The sequence below is a fragment of the Polaribacter sp. HaHaR_3_91 genome (assembly GCF_019278525.1).
Lineage (GTDB): Bacteria > Bacteroidota > Bacteroidia > Flavobacteriales > Flavobacteriaceae > Polaribacter.
In genome coordinates this window covers 412,404-436,711 of the sequence record NZ_CP058986.1, presented here as the reverse complement: position 1 = coordinate 436,711, position 24,308 = coordinate 412,404, and the positions used below count along the sequence as shown (strand labels likewise).

At 34.0% G+C, this 24,308-nt stretch carries 13 protein-coding genes, 2 tRNA genes and 3 rRNA genes; 1 reads left to right on the top strand and 17 read right to left on the bottom strand.

Annotated elements, in window-relative coordinates; all coding sequences use genetic code 11:
* Nucleotides 1-98: 98 nt before the first annotated feature.
* Nucleotides 99-2,837 carry a PD-(D/E)XK nuclease family protein gene (locus H0I27_RS01860; RefSeq protein WP_218732243.1) on the bottom strand — a complete coding sequence of 913 codons (2,739 nt, stop codon included), beginning with the start codon at nt 2,835-2,837 and terminating at the stop codon, nt 99-101.
* 70 nt (nt 2,838-2,907) lie between these two features.
* Between H0I27_RS01860 and H0I27_RS01855 the strand changes: the two genes are divergently transcribed.
* Nucleotides 2,908-3,690, top strand: coding sequence for a nitrilase family protein (locus tag H0I27_RS01855; protein ID WP_218732242.1), 783 nt, complete (start codon nt 2,908-2,910; stop codon nt 3,688-3,690).
* A gap of 519 nt (nt 3,691-4,209) precedes the next feature.
* On the opposite strand, the gene rrf is transcribed toward H0I27_RS01855, so the two are convergent.
* From rrf to H0I27_RS01775, 16 genes are all read right to left on the bottom strand, one after another.
* Nucleotides 4,210-4,319, bottom strand: a 5S ribosomal RNA gene (gene rrf / locus H0I27_RS01850).
* A gap of 107 nt (nt 4,320-4,426) precedes the next feature.
* Nucleotides 4,427-7,311, bottom strand: a 23S ribosomal RNA gene (locus H0I27_RS01845).
* 175 nt (nt 7,312-7,486) lie between these two features.
* Nucleotides 7,487-7,560: transfer RNA gene (locus tag H0I27_RS01840), tRNA-Ala, on the bottom strand.
* 82 nt (nt 7,561-7,642) lie between these two features.
* Nucleotides 7,643-7,716 (bottom strand) — tRNA-Ile (locus H0I27_RS01835).
* 84 nt (nt 7,717-7,800) lie between these two features.
* A 16S ribosomal RNA gene (locus H0I27_RS01830) occupies nt 7,801-9,318 on the bottom strand.
* The 16S, 23S and 5S rRNA genes sit together here with 2 tRNA genes alongside, the layout of an rRNA operon.
* A gap of 1,515 nt (nt 9,319-10,833) precedes the next feature.
* The gene (locus H0I27_RS01825; RefSeq protein WP_165734367.1) at nt 10,834-11,817 is read right to left on the bottom strand and encodes an acyl-ACP desaturase; all 984 of its coding nucleotides are present in this window, start codon (nt 11,815-11,817) and stop codon (nt 10,834-10,836) included.
* A 4-nt stretch (nt 11,818-11,821) separates the two neighbouring features.
* Nucleotides 11,822-12,550, bottom strand: a complete 729-nt coding sequence (locus tag H0I27_RS01820; RefSeq protein WP_218732241.1) for a 1-acyl-sn-glycerol-3-phosphate acyltransferase — start codon at nt 12,548-12,550, stop codon at nt 11,822-11,824.
* Between the two features lie 43 nt (nt 12,551-12,593).
* On the bottom strand, nt 12,594-13,016 hold the full coding sequence (locus H0I27_RS01815) for a hypothetical protein (protein WP_218732240.1): 423 nt from the start codon (nt 13,014-13,016) through the stop codon (nt 12,594-12,596).
* A gap of 100 nt (nt 13,017-13,116) precedes the next feature.
* Entirely contained in the window at nt 13,117-14,928 is a 1,812-nt protein-coding gene (locus tag H0I27_RS01810; RefSeq protein WP_218732239.1) for a hypothetical protein, read from the bottom strand.
* Nucleotides 14,929-14,940: 12 nt separating this feature from the next.
* Nucleotides 14,941-17,481, bottom strand: coding sequence for a TonB-dependent receptor (locus tag H0I27_RS01805; protein WP_218732238.1), 2,541 nt, complete (start codon nt 17,479-17,481; stop codon nt 14,941-14,943).
* Between the two features lie 361 nt (nt 17,482-17,842).
* On the bottom strand, nt 17,843-19,411 hold the full coding sequence (gene pgi, locus H0I27_RS01800; RefSeq protein WP_218732237.1) for a glucose-6-phosphate isomerase: 1,569 nt from the start codon (nt 19,409-19,411) through the stop codon (nt 17,843-17,845).
* A gap of 6 nt (nt 19,412-19,417) precedes the next feature.
* Nucleotides 19,418-20,686, bottom strand: a complete 1,269-nt coding sequence (locus tag H0I27_RS01795) for a peptidoglycan DD-metalloendopeptidase family protein (RefSeq protein ID WP_218732236.1) — start codon at nt 20,684-20,686, stop codon at nt 19,418-19,420.
* A gap of 100 nt (nt 20,687-20,786) precedes the next feature.
* A complete protein-coding gene (locus H0I27_RS01790; RefSeq protein WP_218732235.1) occupies nt 20,787-21,557 on the bottom strand; it encodes a DUF3108 domain-containing protein in 771 nt (256 codons plus the stop codon).
* 101 nt (nt 21,558-21,658) lie between these two features.
* The gene (locus tag H0I27_RS01785) at nt 21,659-22,576 is read right to left on the bottom strand and encodes a tryptophan 2,3-dioxygenase family protein (RefSeq protein ID WP_218732234.1); all 918 of its coding nucleotides are present in this window, start codon (nt 22,574-22,576) and stop codon (nt 21,659-21,661) included.
* Nucleotides 22,577-22,816: 240 nt separating this feature from the next.
* A complete protein-coding gene (gene hppD / locus H0I27_RS01780; protein WP_218732233.1) occupies nt 22,817-23,980 on the bottom strand; it encodes a 4-hydroxyphenylpyruvate dioxygenase in 1,164 nt (387 codons plus the stop codon).
* A gap of 57 nt (nt 23,981-24,037) precedes the next feature.
* A complete protein-coding gene (locus tag H0I27_RS01775) occupies nt 24,038-24,202 on the bottom strand; it encodes a four helix bundle protein (protein WP_254713162.1) in 165 nt (54 codons plus the stop codon).
* Between the last annotated feature and the right edge of the window lie 106 nt (nt 24,203-24,308).

Sequence of the window (24,308 nt, the reverse complement as noted above, 5' to 3'; positions counted from 1 at the left end):
CATTTGCGTTAAGGATTGCAGTGAAAAGCCCACAGTGAGGTAGGAACGAGGACTTGTAACGGAAAACCTGCCCCTTGTGGTAACGCCAAAAAAATATTTTAATATTTTAAATCTGCGGGTTCAATAAAATCTATATCTAAGGTATACATCTCTTTAATATACGCTTTTATCTCAACAATAAATTCTTCTAATTTATCTTCGGTAATTTCTACATCTGGCTTTCTATAATTCGATGAAAAATTAATTGATAAAAAACCACTATTTAAGTTCTTAAAAGAATAAATACCACCTTCTAAAGGTTTCTTAAAATCGTAGTTTTTACTTTTAGTGTACAAATAAGCATATAGTAGTACCTGAATGGCTTTGTGTTGCTCTTTTTCTCTTAGTTTTTCGAATTCTACCACGCGTAAATCGGAGCTACTAACCATGCCCGTTTTATAATCAATAATGCGCAAAACACCATTGAGCTCATCCACTCGATCTACTTGACCGTGAATTTTAATAGGAAAATCGATTCCTTCAATTTCTATTTCTGCGGATAAATTTTCTTCAGTTGCAAGAATCTTTAATTGATTGTTTTTATCTTTTAATAATTCTTTTTCTTGTGCTAAGAAATTATTGACAAATCGGTTGGCTACTTCAAAAATTAAACGATTTCTACCTGTAGAAATATCTCCGTTTTTAAATGCTTCTTTAAAATGCTTTACTACTAAATCTTTCGACTTCTTGTTCATTGAATCGATGTCTTCCGCTTGTAAAAACTTATTTACAAAGGGCGTATACAATTCATCCAAAGTTTCGTGAACAACAGTACCTAACGTATTATAGGCAACGGTTTCTTCTACATCTTCAAACTCTTTAAGTTTTATTATTTTTTGTTTATAAAACGAAATCGGATTGTATAAATAATTGGTTAATGCAGATGGAGAAATTCCTTTTTCAGCCAATTCTTGCAGCTTTTCTAAAACAGTTTCATCCTTTTTAATTTCTTTCAATTCCACTTTTTGATTCACTACTTTTGGAGCAACCGTTTTTTGAATTACATCTGTTCGCATCATTTCTAATTGCGTAACAAATCTACTTTTTTCTCCACTTCCTAAAACGTCGTGTTCTGTATTATAAATGATAAAAACGTTTTTTGCTCTTTGCATTAATCTAAAAAAGTGATATGAGAAAATAGCATCTTTTTCTCTATAGGTTGGCAGGCCAAACTCTACTTTAACATCAAAAGGAATAAAAGAATTTTGCTGACTACTAGCTGGTAAAACTCCTTCGTTTGTAGAAACTAAAATGATGTTTTCGAAATCTAAAACACGGGTTTCTAACATTCCCATTAACTGCAAACCTCTTAATGGTTCTCCTTGAAATGATAAACTTTCCGAAGAAATTAATTGTCTAAAAAACAGTGCTAATGTTTTTAAATCTGGAAAATATTTAAACTCATTTTGCAATGTTTTTAACTGCGTAAATGTGGTGTAAAATCGAAATAAATATTCTTTTTCTAAATCGCTAACATCTTCTTTTAGGTAGTTTATTAAGTTTAAAATTCTGTCTATAAATTCATCTACGGAAGCGTAAGTACTAAATATTGAAACCAACACTTGTTTTAATACTACTTCTGAATTTTCTAATAATTTATGAATATCATCCTGGTTGATAAACGTCTGATTATGTTTTGCTATATTGTCTGAAAAGGCATCTATTTCGGGAATTAACCTGTAAATAGATTGGTGCTTTAAAAACCGAATTACATCTTTATAATAAAACTCATTCACAATAGATTTCTGCAATTTATCTTGAGAAATAAATAGTTGAAATATAGAGAATAGCAAGTTTGTTGTAGGCACATCTTTTAACGGATATCCCATGGTAATGTTAATAGCATTGATGTTTTTAGGCAAAGAATTTAAAGTGATTGGCAACAATGTTTCATCTGCTAACACCAAAGCAGTATTTTTAAAATCTGTAATTTTCTCTAAAATCTCACCTGCATATTTAATTTGAGTGGTATTTTTAGAAGCACCAATAACTTCAATATTTTTAGGCGCAGAAAAGGTTTCTCCTAAGGATTTTATATCATTTTTCTCATAATATCTCCACTCTTTCTTATACCTTCTAATAAATTTACCTGCTTGATGATTCGATTTAAAAAAAACTTCATCAATATCCCAATAAATTTCTGAGTTTCCACCTTCTAAAACTTTCTGAAATAACAATTCCTCTGCAGCATTTAAAGCATTAAAACCAATAAAAAAGAACTTTTTATTTACATTATCTTCTAAAAAGTAATCTATTTTATTACAAGATTCTCTATAAATTAAACCTTGATACCCTATATTATTTTCTTTTAAAAATTGGTAAAATGCATTGTAGTACGTGTTAAGTTTTTCTAGAAACAAATAATGATCCTTCATTAATTCTGTTTCTTTAAACTCTCCCTCTACAGACCATTTTTTTAAACGCTGAATATCTCTTAAATAATGAAAGATATCTTTTGTTTCTATTAAGTGTTGATCTATCTCGTTAAAATCTTGAATAACCGTAAAAGCCCAAGATGCAAAGACATCAAAAGTTACCGGTTCCTTCTCTATCCCCTTATAAATAGTGTAAAAGTGAAATAATAATTGAATGCTATCTGCTTTTTCTATTCCTGAAATTTTATTGATAAACTGCTCAACATTTATAATTTCTGGTAAAAAACCAACGGTAATTTTATCTTTAAAGGTTTGTTTTACAAATACTTTTGCTCTTTGAGAAGGAAGTACAAAAATGACATCTTCAAAAGATTTTGTTGTTTTTAAAATAGTCTCTATTGTAGTAGAAATAAAAGATTGCATAGCTTTTTTTTGGATTTCTAAATTACAAAAACTTACTTTTATACATCTTTAAACATTAAATTATTTTTTGATGCAAAATGAATTAAACGTTGTCGGCATTCAAGCTGATTTAATTTGGGAAAATCCAGAAAGAAATCTTGCCTTTTTTGAAGAAAAAATTATTCGACTTTCTAAAGATACAGATCTTGTGGTATTGCCAGAAATGTTCACTACAGGTTTTACCATGAAACCAGAAATCGTTGCTGAAAAAATGGACGGAAAGTCCGTTTCGTGGATGTTAAAAATGGCAAAAGAAAAGAATCTTGCTATTTGTGGAAGTTTAGTGATTACACAAAAAGGTAACTTTTACAATCGTTTGGTATTTGTACATCCATCCGGAAAAATAGAGATATATGATAAAAAACATTCATTTACTTTAGCTGGGGAAGATAAAGTATATACATCTGGCTCGGAAAAATTAATTGTAAATTACAAAGGATGGAAAATATGCCCATTAATTTGTTATGATTTACGATTCCCAGTTTGGGCTAGAAATACCGAAAATTACGACCTTTTAATTTTTATGGCAAATTGGCCAACTATTCGAATTAAAGCTTGGAAAACACTTTTAAAAGCACGTGCAATAGAAAACATGAGTTATGTTATTGGCGTAAATAGAACCGGAAAGGACGCCAATAATTATCAATACACAGGAAACTCTTTATTGATTGATTATTTAGGTGAGGAATCTTCTAATTTAAAAAAGAATGAAGTTGGAATTATAAAGGCTACTTTATTCAAAGATAAACAAACTAAAGGTCGAGAAAAATTGAGCTTTTTAATTGATATGGATGCGTTTAAAATTGAACAATAGAAGTTCAACCAAATAACTAAAATAGGCTTAATTCAATGTAGAAATGAGATTTCTTAAATCTTATAAAAAATTATTATATCAATCATTTAGTAATTAATCCTTTTATAACTACATAGTACACCATAATTTTGTAAATGATTAGGGCGTGCCCATTTTAAAAAACAAAATTTATAATAGGTAACATATTGCGTAAAAATGGTCAGGCTATACACTACAAGTCCTCGCTCGTACCTCACTGTGGGCTTTACACTACTATCCTTCACGCAAAAAAGAATATAATTCAGAAATAAGACTGCAGTTCTAAAGAATAAACCAAACATAGTCATACTGAACTTGTTTAAACATCTCAAGTCACTTAAATTAATCTATCTAAGAATAGAAAATAACAAGGATTAAAATTTCGCTAGTGCTCGTTTGTAACGAGTACATGCAACCCCATAACAAACCTTTGAGTTTAGGACAAAAAAAACCTCAATTCATAAGAATTGAGGTTTAGGATCTTGAATATTCAAGATTAAAGAAAGGCGGCGACCTACTCTCCCACATAAATGCAGTACCATCGGCGCGATTGGGCTTAACTTCTCTGTTCGAGATGGGAAGAGGTGAGCCCCAATGCTATAACCACCCTAAAATTTTCAGCTAAATAATTTTAACTGTATAAGTTAACATATGGTAAAATAATATCTAAATCGTCTAATAAATAAAGAGGTTCTGCTCCCGCCTTTCGGCGGGAAGCGTACATAAGTCTATGGGTTATTAGTATCACTTGGCTATGACATTACTGCCTTTACACCTATGACCTATCAACGTAGTAATCTTCTACGACCCTTTAAAGAAATCTCATCTTGTGGTGGGTTTCGCGCTTATATGCTTTCAGCGCTTATCCCTTCCCGACGTAGCTACCCTGCTATGCTTCTGGCGAAACAACAGGTACACTAGAGGTCAGTCCAACTCGGTCCTCTCGTACTAGAGTCAGATCCACGCAAATTTCTAACGCCCACAGCAGATAGAGACCGAACTGTCTCACGACGTTCTGAACCCAGCTCGCGTGCCACTTTAATGGGCGAACAGCCCAACCCTTGGGACCTTCTCCAGCCCCAGGATGTGACGAGCCGACATCGAGGTGCCAAACCCCCCCGTCGATATGAGCTCTTGGGGGAGATCAGCCTGTTATCCCCGGAGTACCTTTTATCCTTTGAGCGATGGCCCTTCCATGCGGAACCACCGGATCACTATGCTCTTGTTTCCAACCTGATCGACCTGTATGTCTCTCAGTCAAGCACCCTTATGCCATTGCACTCTACGTACGGTTACCAAGCGTACTGAGGGTACCTTTAGAAGCCTCCGTTACTCTTTTGGAGGCGACCACCCCAGTCAAACTACCCACCAAGCACTGTCCTCATCTCTGAGTTAGACTCTAGATAAGCAAAGGGTGGTATTTCAAGGACGACTCCACAACGCCTAGCGACGCCGCTTCAATGTCTCCCACCTATCCTACACATTACTTATCCAAAGCCAATACTAAGCTATAGTAAAGGTTCACGGGGTCTTTTCGTCCCGCTGCGGGTAATCGGCATCTTCACCGATACTACAATTTCACCGAGCTCATGGCTGAGACAGTGTCCAGATCGTTGCACCATTCGTGCAGGTCGGAACTTACCCGACAAGGAATTTCGCTACCTTAGGACCGTTATAGTTACGGCCGCCGTTTACTGGGGCTTCATTTCAGATCTTCGCCGAAGCTAAACCCTCCACTTAACCTTCCAGCACCGGGCAGGTGTCAGGCCTTATACATCATCTTTCAATTTAGCAAAGCCCTGTGTTTTTGATAAACAGTCGCCTGGACCTTTTCACTGCGGCCCATCCGAAGATGGGCGACCCTTCTCCCGAAGTTACGGGTCTATTTTGCCTAGTTCCTTAGCCATGAATCTCTCGAGCACCTTAGAATTCTCATCCCAACTACCTGTGTCGGTTTACGGTACGGGTTCTTATAATCTGAAGCTTAGAGGTTTTTCTTGGAAGCCCTTAGGCACACTATCCAATTGTCCGAAGACGCTTGGTACTATCACATTTCACCTAACTCTGCGGATTTACCTACAGTGCCAATAGCTACATGTTTCAACGAACTATTCCGTCAGTTCGCGGTGCTTTCATTACTCCGTCACCCCATCGCAATTATAAGAAGTACAGGAATATTAACCTGTTATCCATCGACTACTCCCTTCGGATTCGCCTTAGGACCCGACTAACCCTCAGCTGATTAGCATCGCTGAGGAAACCTTAGTCTTTCGGTGTGGGGGTTTCTCGCCCCCATTATCGTTACTTATGCCTACATTTTCTTTTGTAAACACTCCAGCATACCTCACAGTACACCTTCTACGCTGATTACAATGCTCCCCTACCACTAACGTGTCTTTCAACGTTAATCCATAGCTTCGGTAATATGTTTATGCCCGATTATTATCCATGCGAAATCGCTCGACTAGTGAGCTGTTACGCACTCTTTAAATGAATGGCTGCTTCCAAGCCAACATCCTAGCTGTCTAAGCAATTTCACCTCGTTTTTTCAACTTAACATATATTTGGGGACCTTAGCTGATGGTCTGGGTTCTTTCCCTCTCGGACATGGACCTTAGCACCCATGCCCTCACTGCTGAGAAACATTTTATAGCATTCGGAGTTTGTCAGGAATTGGTAGGCGGTGAAGCCCCCGCATCCAATCAGTAGCTCTACCTCTATAAAACTTTTACTCAACGCTGCACCTAAATGCATTTCGGGGAGTACGAGCTATTTCCGAGTTTGATTGGCCTTTCACCCCTACCCACAGGTCATCCAAAGACTTTTCAACGTCAACTGGTTCGGTCCTCCACTGTGTGTTACCACAGCTTCAACCTGCCCATGGGTAGATCACTCGGTTTCGCGTCTACTACTACTAACTAAAGCGCCCTATTCAGACTCGCTTTCGCTACGGCTCCTTGACTTAATCAATTAACCTTGCTAGAAACAGTAACTCGTAGGCTCATTATGCAAAAGGCACGCCGTCACATCATAAATGATGCTCCGACCGCTTGTAGGCGTACGGTTTCAGGTTCTATTTCACTCCCTTACTTAGGGTTCTTTTCACCTTTCCCTCACGGTACTAGTTCACTATCGGTCTCTCAGGAGTATTTAGCCTTACCGGATGGTCCCGGTGGATTCATACAGGATTACTCGTGTCCCGCACTACTCAGGGTACCACTATCTTAAATTCGCTTACTTTTACGGGACTATCACCCTCTATGGTCAGTCTTTCCAAACTGTTCTAATTCACTTATCTTCGAATATCGTGGCCCTACAACCCCTATTTTGCCGTAACAAAATAGGTTTGGGCTAATCCGCGTTCGCTCGCCACTACTAACGGAATCACTATTGTTTTCTCTTCCTCCGGTTACTTAGATGTTTCAGTTCACCGGGTTTACCCCTATTGCTAGGTGACATGTCTTCAACATGCCGGGTTGCCCCATTCGGATATCTACGGATCAAAAGGTATGTGCCCCTCCCCGTAGCTTTTCGCAGCTTATCACGTCCTTCGTCGTCTCTGAGAGCCTAGGCATCCGCCATACGCCCTTACTTAACTTATTGTACTTTTTGCTACAGTATGTTTCCATACTATAATGAACTCTTTTATATTTTTATAAAAAAATTATTTAATTAGAATATAAATATTCTAATTGTTCTCTATCTATTTGATTCTTACGATATCATTTTACCAATATGTCAATGAACTTGTGGTCTATTTACTTGAAATTGACCGTTGTGGAGAATATCGGAGTCGAACCGATGACCTCTTGCGTGCAAGGCAAGCGCTCTAGCCAGCTGAGCTAATCCCCCATTATGAAATTCAGAATAAATCCTAAATTATGAATGTAGAATCCTCTTACTTCCAGAATTTCCTTAGTACTTTAGCTTTTTGTAGTCCCGGGCAGACTCGAACTGCCGACCTCTACATTATCAGTGTAGCGCTCTAACCAGCTGAGCTACGAGACTATAATAGCTTAAAATACTTATATTATAAAATTAACAGCAAAGAGTAAAAATGACCTTTTTTTGTAACTCACCATCTTTCTCTAGAAAGGAGGTGTTCCAGCCGCACCTTCCGGTACGGCTACCTTGTTACGACTTAGCCCTAGTTACCAGTTTTACCCTAGGCGGCTCCTTGCGGTGACCGACTTCAGGCACTCCCAGCTTCCATGGCTTGACGGGCGGTGTGTACAAGGCCCGGGAACGTATTCACCGGATCATGGCTGATATCCGATTACTAGCGATTCCAGCTTCACGGAGTCGAGTTGCAGACTCCGATCCGAACTGTGATATGGTTTATAGATTCGCTCTCTGTTGCCAGATGGCTGCTCATTGTCCATACCATTGTAGCACGTGTGTGGCCCAGGACGTAAGGGCCGTGATGATTTGACGTCATCCCCACCTTCCTCACTACTTGCGTAGGCAGTCTCGTTAGAGTCCCCAACTTTACTTGATGGCAACTAACGACAGGGGTTGCGCTCGTTATAGGACTTAACCTGACACCTCACGGCACGAGCTGACGACAACCATGCAGCACCTTGTAATCTGTCCGAAGAAAACTCTATCTCTAAAGCTGTCAGACTACATTTAAGCCCTGGTAAGGTTCCTCGCGTATCATCGAATTAAACCACATGCTCCACCGCTTGTGCGGGCCCCCGTCAATTCCTTTGAGTTTCAGTCTTGCGACCGTACTCCCCAGGTGGGATACTTATCACTTTCGCTTAGTCACTGAGCTAATGCCCAACAACTAGTATCCATCGTTTACGGCGTGGACTACCAGGGTATCTAATCCTGTTCGCTCCCCACGCTTTCGTCCCTCAGCGTCAGTACATACGTAGTAGACTGCCTTCGCAATCGGTATTCTGTGTAATATCTATGCATTTCACCGCTACACTACACATTCTATCTACTTCCATATGACTCAAGTCAACCAGTATCAAAGGCAGTTCCATAGTTGAGCTATGGGATTTCACCTCTGACTTAATCGACCGCCTGCGGACCCTTTAAACCCAATGATTCCGGATAACGCTCGGACCCTCCGTATTACCGCGGCTGCTGGCACGGAGTTAGCCGGTCCTTATTCTTACAGTACCGTCAAGCTGGTATACATACCAGTGTTTCTTCCTGTATAAAAGAAGTTTACAACCCATAGGGCAGTCATCCTTCACGCGGCATGGCTGGGTCAGAGTTGCCTCCATTGCCCAATATTCCTCACTGCTGCCTCCCGTAGGAGTCTGGTCCGTGTCTCAGTACCAGTGTGGGGGATCTCCCTCTCAGGACCCCTACCTATCAAAGTCATGGTAAGCCGTTACCTTACCATCTAACTAATAGGACGCATAGCCATCTTTTACCAATAAATCTTTAATTAAAACTCGATGCCGAGTCTCAATACTATGAGGTATTAATCTTCATTTCTAAAGGCTATCCCTCAGTAAAAGGTAGGTTCTATACGCGTTACGCACCCGTGCGCCGGTCGTCATCTGTGCAAGCACAATGTTACCCCTCGACTTGCATGTGTTAAGCCTGCCGCTAGCGTTCATCCTGAGCCAGGATCAAACTCTTCATTGTATATTTTAAATATTTTAATGAATAAGTTTCAAAAGAATTTGTTTAAATAAATCTAAACATGGTTATTCTACTCTTTAATTACGCTGTCAATTTCAATATTTTCAATGAACTTTGCTTCAATCTTAAAAAGCAACTTAAAAGCTACTCCCTAAATAAAACTTTGTAGAAATGTTAGACTCGAACTAACTAACTCGTTTAAGAGTCATTCCAAATTTTCTTTGATCGTTTTCGCTGTAATTCTTAGCGGCTGCAAACATACAAACTATTTCTAATCTGACAATAAAAAATTAAACTTTTTTTTTAATTTCTTTTTGCTTGCTCTAAAACTAAAAAAACCTTGAACGTTTTTGCCGAAAATTTCGGACTGCAAACACACAACTCTTTTTAATTATAAACCTAAGGAAATTGTTATTTTATTTTTAATAAAATTTTGACATTTTATCTAATTAAAATACTAATAATCACCTTACTTACAACTCCTCAATGAACGTTGCTAACTGTGTGATATTACTGTTAGCGGGTGCAAACTTACAACTCATTTTTAATCTAACAACTATTTTTTTACCTTTATTTTAATTTAATTTTACAATAGGTTTTAAGATACTTGTTTTTAGCAGTTTATGAAGAAAGTTTTTTTGAGGGTATTTTGAAGGTTTTAGGTTTTAGGGTGGTTTTGGAAGTGGATGCTTGTTTTTAACGCAGAGGAACAGAGAAAACATAAGGTCGTTGGAAGGTTTATTTTAGTGGAAATAGACCTTTTTATTGTTTGAGACTTGTTGAAATGTGCGTTGCTCTATGAAATAGTTTGGTTGAAATGTGTTCAGTTAGTTAAGAATTACGTCATTTCTGGCGCAATAATAGTTCTTGGTATGATTCTTTTTGTAAAAAAGTACTTAGGTTAATTATCCTCGGAGTGTTAGAATAATCCTTTTAATATAGATTTTACAAAAAAAACAAGAACATAGACTCTAATATATGAGAGGAACTCTTCTGTAAATGATTTATTATTAGATATAATTAGAAGGTGAAATTGCTTTGTTCCTCTAAATGGCGTGTATTTTTTTTTATTAACTCATTGAATCAAGTTCTGAAACCTATTTAGAACAACTAATTAATTCGCAAAACTTTTTATATAATATCTGTTTTGCGTACAGTTTGGCATTATCACTGTCATTAGACTTCACAATACTTCGATGTGAAAGATTTTGAGGGTTCAATGAAAACTCTAATTATATTTCCTTTACTAGAATTCTTTGCAAGCGAGCAATTACAAATAAACATCAAAAAAAGTTGAACAGATAGAAAATAGAAAACATAATTGTATTAAATAAAAAAGCCCCTTTAGGTTTTTGAAACCTGAAGGGGCTGATCTTTCTTATAAAAGATTGCTAGATTATACAAAACATTTGCTTTGCAATGACCTTAGTAAGCAAACTAGTTTAGCCCTGATTGCAGTGACATCCTTTTTGTTTTTCACAAAAAGATATAACGGAAAGCAGGAAATAGCTTCTAATACTAACTAGGATTTAACATCCACTTGAATTTAAAGTCAGTTTGAGGAACTACAATTCTTTCTGTAATTCTGTACATTCTGTCTGGTAACTTCATTAAATAATCTCTTGCCTTTTCTGCTTCTGGCGTAAGATTTGTAATTTTATCAATTTCCCAAGCTTCATTTAACTTTCTTATAATGTCTACATAATCGAAACCTGTATAAACGCCCACTCTTTGTGCAACGATAGAAAAATCATCGAACAAAGTCCCTTTCTCTTCAAAAGATTCTCTTAAATGCATTGCAGGCATTACAATTTTATATTTCATCATGTGTTGAAAAGCCAACATCATTTCACTCGGATCAATTTTAAAGATTTCTTTTACGAATTCTGTATATGCTTTGTGGTGACGCATTTCGTCTCCTGCAATAATCTTTGACATTTTAGCCAAGGCTTTGTGTCCTTTTTTACGTGCAATTTTAGCTACATTGTTGTGTGAAACATAGGTTGCTAATTCTTGGAAACTAGTGTAGACAAAGTTTTTATATGGATCTGTTGATGTACCAATATCAAAACCATCTGCAATTAAGTGTTGTGTAGAAATTTCTACTTCACGCATATTTACGCGCCCTGATAAATAAAGGTATTTATTTAACACGTCTCCGTGTCTGTTTTCTTCTGCTGTCCAGGTTCTTACCCATTTTGCCCAACTATTGTCTGGATCTTGACATACTCCATCTAAATCTAATAACCAAGATTCGTAGGTTGGTAATGCTTCTTCTGTAATGGTATCTCCTACAAGTACAACCCAAAAATCGTCATGCAACTCTTTAGATAGTTCTCTAATTTCTTCTACCTCAGTAATAAAAGAGTCTTTTTGAGAATTAGGCAAAAAGTCTGTTGGCTGCCAGATTTTTTCTGCAGGGATTAAGTATTTTTCCATAAAGCGATCCATACTTTTTTCTAAAGTTAGCATCACTTCTTTTCTTACGTTGTGTATAGACATGGTTTTATTTTATGTGTTCTTTAATAACTGATTCTGTTTTTTCTAATAATTCATCAAAAGGTAAAGTGTTTATTTTTACGGGTTGATGAACTGTAAATGTAATTGGACTACCTAAACCTAATGGAAATTTTCCGTATTTAAAAATTTTCCACGAATTATTTATGGTAATCGGCACAATATACCCCTCTTTATTGACTTTAGTTATTACTTTTAGTCCGTTTATTGCAAATTGCTTAGGCTTACCGTCTCTACTCCTAGTCCCCTCTGGGAATATAACAGCTCCCCATTTATTTTCCTTAATTCTTTTGGAAAAGGTTATTAAAGCAGAAATTGCTTGCTTTGGATCTTTTCTATCTATTAATGCGGCACCGCCATGTCTTAGGTTAAATGAAATACTTGGTATGCCTTTACCTAACTCTTTTTTTGATACAAATTTTGGTTGATACTTTCTAAACGCCCAACTAATTGGAGAAATATCAAACATACTTTGATGGTTAGACACAAAAATAAGCGAACAATTTTCTGGTAATTTATGTGGATTATTAACCTTTACAACGACTCCTAGAATTAATAGTGTTTTGGATAAAAACCAGTTCATATAATCTACCACCAACTGATGTCCTTTATATCCAAATATTTTTAAGCCCAACCATTGTAATGGATGAAATATAACTAGACTTAAAAAAAACACCAATATAAAAATTGGTGATACTATATAACTTAAAATTTTCATTGAACTCTAATAAAGGTTTCTACTTAGGCAGAAATGTTAGTTATTAAAACCAGTTACTCCAAGGTATTCTAGAAAGAATTAATAATAAAGCAATTCCGTAAAAGATTGCAAAAGTTTTAAATTTTGCTGTGTCTTCTGTTTTCTTTTTATGTTTAGACCAACCTATTGTAATAAGCACAATAGCAATAACCATCATTAAAGGATGTTCTACTGCTAAAAGTCTTGCTGCTTTGTCTCCCATAACTTCACTTCCGTTAGCTTTTAATGCTTTATACCAAGGCGACATAAAATACCATCCTAAACCAATTAATAATTGTATATGAGATAGAATTAAGGTAAACAACCCTAATCTTAAATCTTTATCTGTAAATGTTCTTTTTTTAATAACACCTGTAATAGCATTAAATACTGTAAAGATTAAAATTGCTAATACTAAATAAGCCCAATATGAATGTACGTCTTTCATTATATTTTTTAATAGATTTTTAAAGCTGTAAAGTTACTAATTTTAATAATAAAAAAACCACCTCATTTGAGGTGGTTTTAATAATTTATGTAAGAAAAAATTAATTTCTTATGTAAGTATCTCCTTTTAAAATATATCTGTAAACTACATTTTGAGAAGAACCATTATAAACAAAAACTGTAATTGCAAATTTTTGATCTTCTTCCATACCAGAGAAGTGCTTATTAATTACTGTATTAATTACAGTATCAATTTGCTCATCAGTCCAGTTAAAAGTACTGATGTTTCCATAAGTATCTAAGTTTGCAACAGCAGCTGCAAAATCTGGGTTTTCTCCATACGTATCTTTAATTAATGTATAATCAGCATCAACTAATTCATATTTAATCGTATTATCTGGTAACCAATTACTACCATCATGCTCTAATTGTAAAGAAGCAACTACTGTAGACTCATGTGCAACCCAAACACCAGCTGTTTTTGTATATGCATCACCACGTATTTGCTCTCCACTTGAACTAGAAACATATTTATACAATACATTTAATACATCTCCTTCTAATGCATAAGGATATTTAAGATTTAAGAATGCTGGTAAATAATCACCTGCAGAAGTTGAACTTCCAAAGTTTTCGATACCTATTGAAGCAAAATCTGCATCAGTTAATGAATAATAACCATTACCAGAAGGTAATACCCAAGCTCCTTCAGTAAAAGTATAAATTGCATTATATGTTTCTTTATCACCTACAGTTTCATCTTCTAAAGTTTCATTACTCATAATAGAAGACCAAGTGTTTGCAACACGGAAACCATCAATTATTGCAGATGGTCCACCACCTCCTTGACGGATACCAATTCTTTTTGCAGAATTACCAGAGTTTCCAGTATTAGTAGCTTCAGGAGTTGTTGGTTCTACATCTGAAACTGCTGTTAATACATATAAATTTGCAATACCTGTTTCTACTTCATAAGAAGTTACTATAAGGTAAGTAGTATCTAATTCGTAAGCTGTTGTTCCGTAAGTTAATGAACTTGAACTTGCACCTATACCAAATAATACTTTTCCATTACCATCGCTTTTAGCTCCTGTTCTTGCTGAAAAGTTAAAACTCCCATCTTCTTCCATTAAATGGAAAAAATAAGTTCCGTCACCTACTTCACTTAATTTAATTAAAGCACTAGAGTAAACTTTATTTGAAGTTAATTCTGGAGAAATAGCTGTATTTACATCTTCTGAACCTGAAGTAGAAATTTCTAAAGCTCCACCAACATTTGAAGATGGATAATCTGCCATTGTTAAACCATCAGCTACATACATTAATTCATTAGGAGCACCTGAATGACTAACCCAAGAACCACCAGAAACAGTGGTTAAATCTCCAGCAACTGTACCGTAATCTAAATTTTCATCTAAAGAAACCTCTGGAGTTACCGTAAATACGCTACCTGTATATTGGTCATAATAAGCAGATACATAATCTCCTTCATTAGCCTCGTCATATTCACCTGCAATGATGTCTGTTAAGTAGTCTGCTGGCGTAGTAGTAACTTCAAAGCCTAATAAAGTACTTCCGCTAGTTGCGTAATCTTCTAAACTTAAAGTATAATTTTTAACAGAAAATGCATTCCCTACATATAAGTCATAAGAAATTAATGCAGTAGATCTATTTCCCCAAACTGGGTATTTATCTGATAAAAAACCAGGTAAAGCTTCTTTTGCTTCATCTTCTGAATTAAAACTACCATAAGACAAACCTAAAGTTTCATAATCTTCATCCGTAAGCGTAAGTACTACGTCTCCTGCTACTCCAGATGCATTAGCATCAACTTCTTCATATATATCTTCTAATGGATCACAAGAAGTGAAAACCATTGAAAAAACTGTTAATAATAAAAGTATTTTTTTCATTTTTATATTTTTCTAAAATTTAACTTTTAATCCTAAACTAAATGTTCTTCCTGCTCCGTAATATACTTGTGCAGTATCATAGTCTGAAGTATTACCGTTATTTGCATTTGAAATGTATTCTACATTAAAAAGGTTATTCACATTTGCAGTTAACGTAGAAGATAAACCAGCTATTTCGAAACCATGTCTAAGTCCTAAATCAAATAAATGAAAGTTAGGCATTTTCCAAGTATCAATACCGCTATCAGCCTCATCTGTTCTAGATGTAACATTCATAGTAGCATAGTTGTCTCCAGCATAATTATAATCTAAAGAAACACTAGTTTTATCTAATAAATCATATTTAAGACCTAAAGCAAATGTTGTTTGTGCAGCATTAGAAACTTTTAAGTCTTTTGCATATACTGTTCCACTAGATATAATGTCTCCAGTAGCTTCATCAAACGTAGTTGCAGATGCATTGTCTTTCCATCTCCAGTTTCCTAAAGAAGCCATACCTGTAATAGCTAATTTTTCGATTGGCTTAAATAAGAAATCTATTTCTAAACCTTGGTGTAAAGCGTCTAAACCTGTTACGTTAGATGTAATTACTTCTCCGCCTGCACCAGGAAGACTAAAAGTCATAAATCTATCTAACCAAGAAGTGTTATATAAGTTAACGTTTGCAGAAAACATTTGTGATTTAAAACCGTAACCTAATTCTACACTAAACACTTTTTCATTTAATGCCCCGTCATATAATTCTACAGATTGGTCACTATCAAATATATTGTCGAAAATTGGAGCTCTTGAGAAATACCCAATATTACCAAATACATTTTGTGCGTCATCAATATTAAAGTTAGCACCTGCTTTTGTACTGTATCCTAAGAAATCTGCTGATTCTGATTCTCTATTTTCAGCACCATAAGACATTCTATCTACTTTACTATATACAGAGTTAGATACTGCTGATGAGAAAAATACAGATAAGTCATTTTTACTATATTCTAATTGTGCAAATAAACCATATCTACCTACATGACCATCGTAATCTTTATTAAATTTATCTCCTACTTTTAATGCTTGACCTCCTGTTTTTTCTTCAAGATCATCATTATAGAAATATTCTCCACCTAAAAGGTCTGTTACTTCATACCAGTGAGAACCAACATAATCTCTAGCATCTATACCTCCAGAAAAAGTAAGTGTTTCTGTTAAGTCTGTTTTTAATGTTGATAAAATACCATACCATTCATGAGAGTTTTCTGAAGAAGCAAAAATATCTGTTGCTCCATTAGCTCCACTCGCTTTATTTTCTGCTACAATTAAATCAAAATCGATTGGTTGATCTATATCTCCTAATCTATAATCATTGTTTGTAAATTTTGTTCCTTGAGTTCTTCTACCTCCACCTGAACCAAAAGATGCATAAACAGAAGTAGTTAAGAATGTTTTATCAGAAATTGTCCAGTCATAATTTACAGATAACTGAGGCTTGTGATAAGAGTTAAATGAAGAGTTTTCTACTTGTCCGTCTCTATAACCCCAATCTGGATTAAATCTTTTTCCACCTTGTTCTGTTGCTCTATACTCAGCAATAGTTCTTCTGTTAAATCTTTGTCCGTGTTCTTGAATTGTTCCAATAGCATTAAAAGATAATTTGTGATTATCATTAATTTGTTTAGAAACATTTAAAAAGTAATTAGTTCCTTCAAACTGTAATCCGTCTACATATCCTTCACCAGAAACTTTAGAAGCAGATGCTGTAACAGCAAAACCATTATCCATCATTCCTGTAGATAAAGTCATACCATATTTTTGGTATCCATTATTACCAGTACTCATTGTAACAGAACCACCCTTTAAAGCATCAGTAGATTTAGAGATAATGTTAATTGTACCACCAATTGAAGGTACAGCTACTTTAGAAGCTCCTAAACCTCTTTGTACTTGCATTGCAGAAGTAACATCTGATAAACCAGCCCAGTTAGACCAATATACCGCTCCGTTTTCCATATCATTAACAGGAATACCGTTAATCATAACAGCAATATTTTGAGTTCTAAACCCACGTAAGTTAATATCTCCATCTCCGTAACCACCACCTTGTTTAGTAGCATATACTCCAGGAGTAGATTTTAAAATTTCAGGAAATTCTTGACTTCCTAACTTCGCTTCAATATCTGCAGCTTTAACTGTAGAAACAGCCACTGGTGTTTTTCTACCAATAGCAAAAGAAGTTGCAGTAACAACTATTTCATCTAAGGCGCCAGCATCTTCTGTTAATTTAATCATTTTTAAATTAGCTTTTGAAGTAGAAAAAGCAACTTCTCTATTTGTAAAACCAATAAAAGAAATAACGATAGTACCAGAATTAACATCTGCTGTTAGCGTAAATTTTCCATCAAAATCTGTTGATGTACCGTTTGTTGTGCCTTTCACAACAACACTTGCGCCTGGTAAAGGTTGGTTTGTATCATCTACAACCGTACCAGTAATTTTAGTTTGTCCTAAAACAGTAGCCGTTACTAATAGTAGTGCTACAAATAATAAGTTTTTAAAATTTCTCATTGTTTAATTTTATATTATTAAATGTTCTGCAAAATTCCTCTTTTTACAGACGTTTAATGTTAACTTAATGTTAAGGTTTAACAAAAAATTAAGACACTTAAAGCAATAAAACTATACTTTCTTAACTGAAAACTATACTATTACAATAAAACAAACTTGTGTTTTAAGGTTACCAAATATTTAACAAAACGACAATAAAAATTGAAACCAAATAATTTAAAGACAGCTACCTAAAGCCCCCTTATTATAGTGAGTAGATTTCGATAAATTTCTTTTGATTGTTAGGTAAAAGAGCCTATTTATAACACAGAAAAGCCTGCTATATAGCAGGCTTTTCTGTGTTATAAACTTAAAGAAATCTTTATGAATTACTTAATAATTTTTTAGCCATTTCTTTCCCTAATTCTACACCAAATTGGTCATAACTATAGATATTCCATAAAATTCCTTGAGTAAAAATTTTATGCTCATACATGGCTATAAGTTTCCCTAAAGAACGAGGTGTTAATTTATCAAAAAGAATTGCATTACTTGGTCTGTTTCCTTCAAAAACTTTAAAAGGTAACAGTTTTGCAATTTTATCTTCATCACCAGAAAACTTTAATTCTAAATGCACTTCTTCTTTTGTTTTACCAAAAGCTAGAGCATCCATTTGCCCGTAGTAATTAGACATTAATTTTTTATGATGATCTGTTAAACCATATAACGACTCTTTATACCCAATAAAATCTGCAGGAATCAACTTAGTCCCTTGGTGCACTAATTGCATAAAAGCATGTTGCATATTAGTACCTGTACTTCCCCAAACAATAGTACCTGTTTGGTAATTTACTTTCTCACCGTTTCTATCTACACCTTTACCATTACTTTCCATAATAGCTTGTTGTAAATAAGCAGGTAGTTTAGCTAAGTATTGAGAATATGGTAAAACTGCCTCTGTTTCTGCACCGTAAAAATTATTATACCAAATGCTTAACAATGCTAAAATTACAGGAATATTTGTATCAAAATCTTCATTTTTAAAATGAAGATCCATTTCTTCTGCTCCTTCTAAAAGTTGCTTATAATTATCATAACCTACAGATAAACTAATAGACAAACCAACTCCAGACCAAAGTGAAAAACGACCACCAACCCAGTTCCACATCGGGAAAACGTTTGCTTTATCTATACCAAAACTATCTACTGCTTCTAAGTTTGTAGAAACTGCCACAAAGTGTTTTGGAATATCAAAAATAGTTGCCGATTTTAAAAACCAGTTCTTAAGCGTTTCCGCATTAGAAATAGTTTCTTGTGTTGTAAAAGTTTTAGACACAATTACAAATAAAGTTGTTTCTGGGTTTAAAGTTTTCATCACTTCAGAAACGTGATCTCCATCTACATTAGAAACAAAATGTGTTGTTAATTGGTTCTTGTAAAACTTTAAAGATTCTACAACCATATCTGGTCCTAAATCAGACCCACCAATACCTATATTAACAATATCTGTAATTGCTTTACCTGTATATCCTTTCCATTTACCAGAAATAACTTTGTTAGAAAAACTTTTAATTTTTCTTAAAGCAGCTTGTATTTGTGGCTTAATATTTTTTCCATCAACTAAAATAGGTTCATCAGAAGTACTTCTTAATGCGGTATGTAGCACCTCTCTACCTTCAGTAACATTAATTACTTCACCAGCATATTGCTTATCTATTGCATCTTTTAAATCTACCTCTTTTGCTAAATCAACAAGCAATTTAATAGTTTCTTTAGTAACTCTATTCTTAGAAAAATCTACTAATAAATCATCAAAATTTAAAGAAAAGTCTTCTTTTCTATTGGTTTCTTTATCTAAATCTTTTATGCTGATATTTTTAATATCATTAAAATGATTTGTTAATGCTTCCCATGCATTTGTTGTAGTTGGGTTGATGTTTTTTAAAGCCATTTTATTTTAATTTTGTGCTATTCTTTCTATAACTTCTGGTTCTTCAACCGGAAGAATTTTGTTTTCTAATCGATATTTAAGCGGTTTAATAAACTCTAAATATTCTGGTAATAAACTTTTCTTTAAAGGTTCTGCGGAAGGTAATTTTTCTTTAAATGGATCTACTTGTTGCCCATGTTTCCAAAAACGATAACAAACATGAGGCCCACCAGTATTACCTGTCATACCTACGTAACCAATAACGTCTCCTTGTTTTACATACTGACCTTTCTTTACATTCTGATTACTCATGTGTAAATATTGGGTTGAATATGTACTATTGTGCTTAATTTTAACAAACTTACCATTACCACCTCTTCTTGTAGATTCTACAACAGTTCCACTTGCTGTTGCTAAAATTGGTGTTCCTATTTTTGCTGCAAAATCGGTACCTTTATGAGGTTTAATTTTATTTCCATAATAGGCAATTCGTCTTCTTAAATTATATCTTGATGATATTCTGTATTGAAACTTAATAGGAGATTTTAAAAACTGACTACGCAACATGTTTCCATTCTCATCATAATACTCAGGAATCCCTAATTTAGAATCTGAAATAAATCTAAAGGCTAGTAAATTTGCACCATTATGATTAAAAACTGCCGATTTAATATTTCCGTATCCCGCAAAAAGAGAATCTTTTATATATTTCTCTTCAAAAACAAGCTTAAATGAATCTCCTTTTTGAAGTTTGTAAAAATCTAAAGTCCAAGCATAAATATCTGCAACTGCATACGTTAAACTTGATGATAAATGCAAACTATCCATTGTATTAGATAGATTAGAATAAATGACTCCTTCTACAACTCTTTCAACCGTTTTTATTGGTTGCGCATAAACTTGTGCTTTAATTATTGAATCTTTAAAATCAATAACTGTCGCATTTATTACACTGTTTTTATAAATAAAAACCTTAGCCTCTGCTAAGGAATCTTTACTCGATAAAATTAAATAAGGTTTCCCTGCTCTTAATCTTCTAACATCAAACTCTTCTCTTATTGAGTTAGATATTTCGCTAATTTTAGGGTAACCTACATGGTGTCTATCTAAAATTTCACCAAAACTTTCTCCACTTCTAATAGTGTCTTGAATTACTTTATAATCATCTGTATTATACCCATATTTAAAAACAGGTTTAGGTTTTACTTTTTTTGGAGGTGTAACGGTTTTCTCAACTTCTTTCTTACAAGATGATATAGAGGTAATTAAGACTAAAAGGAAGATTATTTTTCTCAAGAATAGGTGCTATTGAATGTGGTTCCAAAAGTACAAATAAAAAATATTTCTAAGGCCGCTATCTTTATGAACTTCCGATAACGGTTTCGTTAAAAATTTCTTAATTTTTAACGAAAGGATTCGCCAACCCCTTATACGTCTCTAGTTCAGCTCTTAAAGAGCCAACTGCTAAATCTGCTTTTATCTTTATTGGTATTTTATTAGCATCAGCAGTTATCCAAAGTGTAACACTTTCTTGTGCTTTAAAAACTCTACCAGATTGCACCAAAGGTCTAAAAATTAAAGTATTTATTTTTCCGAATTTCGTTTTTAAAGTTTCTGTTCCTAAGAAACGTAATTTAAAAGGGTATACTTGAGAGTCTAAGAACATATCTATAGCAATTTCCTCACCTACTTTCATACCAGAAACATCTTTATTTCTTAAATAGTAAAAAGAGGATAGTATATCTTGTACATTAGAAAAAGCTACAGAAGTATCTTTTTGAATAGTAAAATCCTGAACGTAAGCTTTATTAGAGTTATAATTAAAAGAAGTAATTCTATGTTTTTTATAACCACCTTCATCAATCTTTCTTTTAAAAAGATAAGGTTTTACAGAATCTTTATCAAAATAAGATTCATACACATCATCTACTTCAAAAAACCACTTTATCATTCCAGAAGTCCAACCAGTTCCTTTTGTATAAAAAACTTTTTTGCCATTAAGCTCTTTTTCATTCACTTCTAAGACCGCAGTTCCAGCTCTTAAAAAACCACTGTAACTCATTTTATAACGTAACGACTCTCCGCTTTTAAAAGCTTTTAAATTTTCTTGACTATTAGTAGTTGTCAAAAAAAGAAGGGCAAAAAATAATAGGGTATATCTTTTCATAAAAATCAAACTTATAAAAAAGTAATGACAATTACCGTTCCAAAACGATAAAAAGCAACTTATTAACTATTTAATACTGTATCCTTAAGGAATAAATAACCTTAAAATGTTCCCCAGTTTTTCAATTCTTCTTCGCTCCATAAATATGGATAAAAAATTCTTCGCTGATATTTCGGGTGCATATATTTACGCCAACTACTACCTCCTGTTGCTTCTAAATCTTTCTCTTTTCCACCAATATATTTTGCTGCCGCATTATAATGTGCCATTACCCATTTTACATTTACAGTATAATCATAATGACGCATGGCTTTTATTAATTCTTCATTCTCTTGAACTTTTTTGGGTAATTGTTTAAACTTTAAAGACAGATTAATATCATTGTAATCTTCCATAAAATCGATAAAATCTCCCATATATTTTTGTTCAAAAAGATTTAATAAGGTAGATTTTTGTCCCGTAGTATAATTTTTACCAGCTGCTTGCCAATACAAGTGATTGTATGCATTTTTAAAAGAAGAATTTCTATCTATTTCATCTCTAAAACGTACATCTATTAAATTGATTAATTCTGTAGAAGCAAATTCTATTTTTCGGTATTGAGCAGATTGAAAACCACTTGCGGGCGTTAATGTATTTCTAAATTTTAAATATTGATCTTTCTCCATTCCGTCTGCCATCACATTAAAAGAGCTACATAACATATCAAAATATCTACTGATTCTCCCCAAATGCAAAGAAAATTTATCTGCAGTAACTTCAATTGTTTTTGCAACCTGATCAATTTCCCACAAAATCATTTTAAATAACAACTCGTTTACTTGATGATACATGATAAAAACCATTTCATCTGGCTGCGTGGTTCTTGGGGTTTGCAAGCCTAAAAGTGCATCTGTTTGAATATAATCCCAATATGTTATTGGTGTGCTCCAGAGTAAACCTTCTAGCATAGAGTCTACCGGAACTCCTAATTTATCGTATTTTTCTTCTATTGCTTTTAGTATTTCTTCTCTGTTCATGCTTTTTTAAAATCTAGATTTTTAGAGTCAAGAAACAAGATGATTTTGATTTTTTGACTTTAATGGCAATTTACTATAAAAATTGATTTTTTTTTAGAATAAAAATATTTCTTGATTTGTCCTAATTTTAGTTTATACCTAAAAGATTTTTGAAACCTTGCAGGATAATGAATATGTAAATGTTTACTGAAACTGAAAACTATTTACTAAATTTTGTCTTGATTCTTGGTTCAGCTTTTTTTAAAGCGTCCCTCTTTTTGCTTGCTCTCTTTCTATAGATTCAAACAATGCTTTAAAGTTTCCTGCTCCAAAACCTTTAGCTCCCATTCTTTGAATGATTTCGAAAAACAAAGTTGGTCTATCTTCCACAGGTTTTGTAAAAATTTGTAATAAATATCCTTCTTCATCAGCATCAATCATAATACCCAAACCTTTTAATTTTTCGATATCTTCTCTTAACTCATGGCTATATTCTTCTAATCTTCCTGGAACTGCATTATAATATTCTTCTGGTGGCGTTGATAAAAATTCTACGCCGTTTACTTTTAATTGACCAACCGTTTTTATGATGTCATCTGTAGCAACTGCAATATGTTGCACGCCAGAACCTTCGTAAAAATCTAAATATTCTTCAATTTGAGAACGTTTTTTTCCTTCTGCAGGTTCATTTATAGGGAATTTGATTCTTCCATTTCCATTAGACATTACTTTACTCATTAATGCGGAATATTCTGTATGAATTTGCTTGTCATCAAAAGATAAAAAGTTAACAAAGCCCATAACATCTTCATAAAATTTTACCCACGTATTCATTTGATTCCAACCCACATTACCAACCATGTGGTCTATGTATTTTAATCCTGCAGCTGGCGGATTGTAATCTGATTCCCATTTTTTAAAACCTGGTAAAAATGCACCGTTGTAGTTTTTACGTTCAACAAATAGATGTACTGTTTCTCCGTACGTATAAATTCCTGCTCTAACAACCTCACCATGTTCGTCTTGTTCTACAGTTGGTTCCATATAAGATTTCGCTCCGCGGGATGTTGTTTCTGCATACGTTTTTCTAGCATCTTCTACCCAAAGTGCAATAATTTTTACACCATCGCCATGTTTTACAATATGATCATTTATAGGAGATTTGCTATTTAACGGAGTAGTTAACATTAACTTTATTTTATCTTGAGTTAATACATAACTTACAGCATCTTTAGACCCCGTTTCTAAACCACGATACGCATGTGACTGAAAACCAAAGGCTGTCTTGTAAAAGTGTGCTGCTTGTTTTGCGTTACCAACGTAAAACTCTACGTAATCTGTTCCTAATAATGGAAGGAAATCTTGTGCGCCTTCAAATATTTTTTCTAAACCATAGTTTACTGATTTTATTTCTTTTTTACTCATCTGTATGTTTTATAAAAAAGAGAGTTAGAGTTTGTTTTGAAAACCCATTGTCATCTTTTAAAATTCTTGAATTTTAATTTCAATCTTTGCTAATTGTTCTATATTTATATAATTTCTGTTACAAGCTATTATTAATTGAGTTTCGAGCTCGAAAGAAGAACCTAAAGCGATATCAATAAAGTCAGAAAAAGATTTATCTGTTCTCGATGATCCTTCTGCAATATAACTTGGAATAGAAACTGAACACCTACTAATTTGATAAATTAAACCAAATCTTTAAGTTCTTATAATTATGTCATTTTCTAACGGTCATAATCTCTTTTCTTGC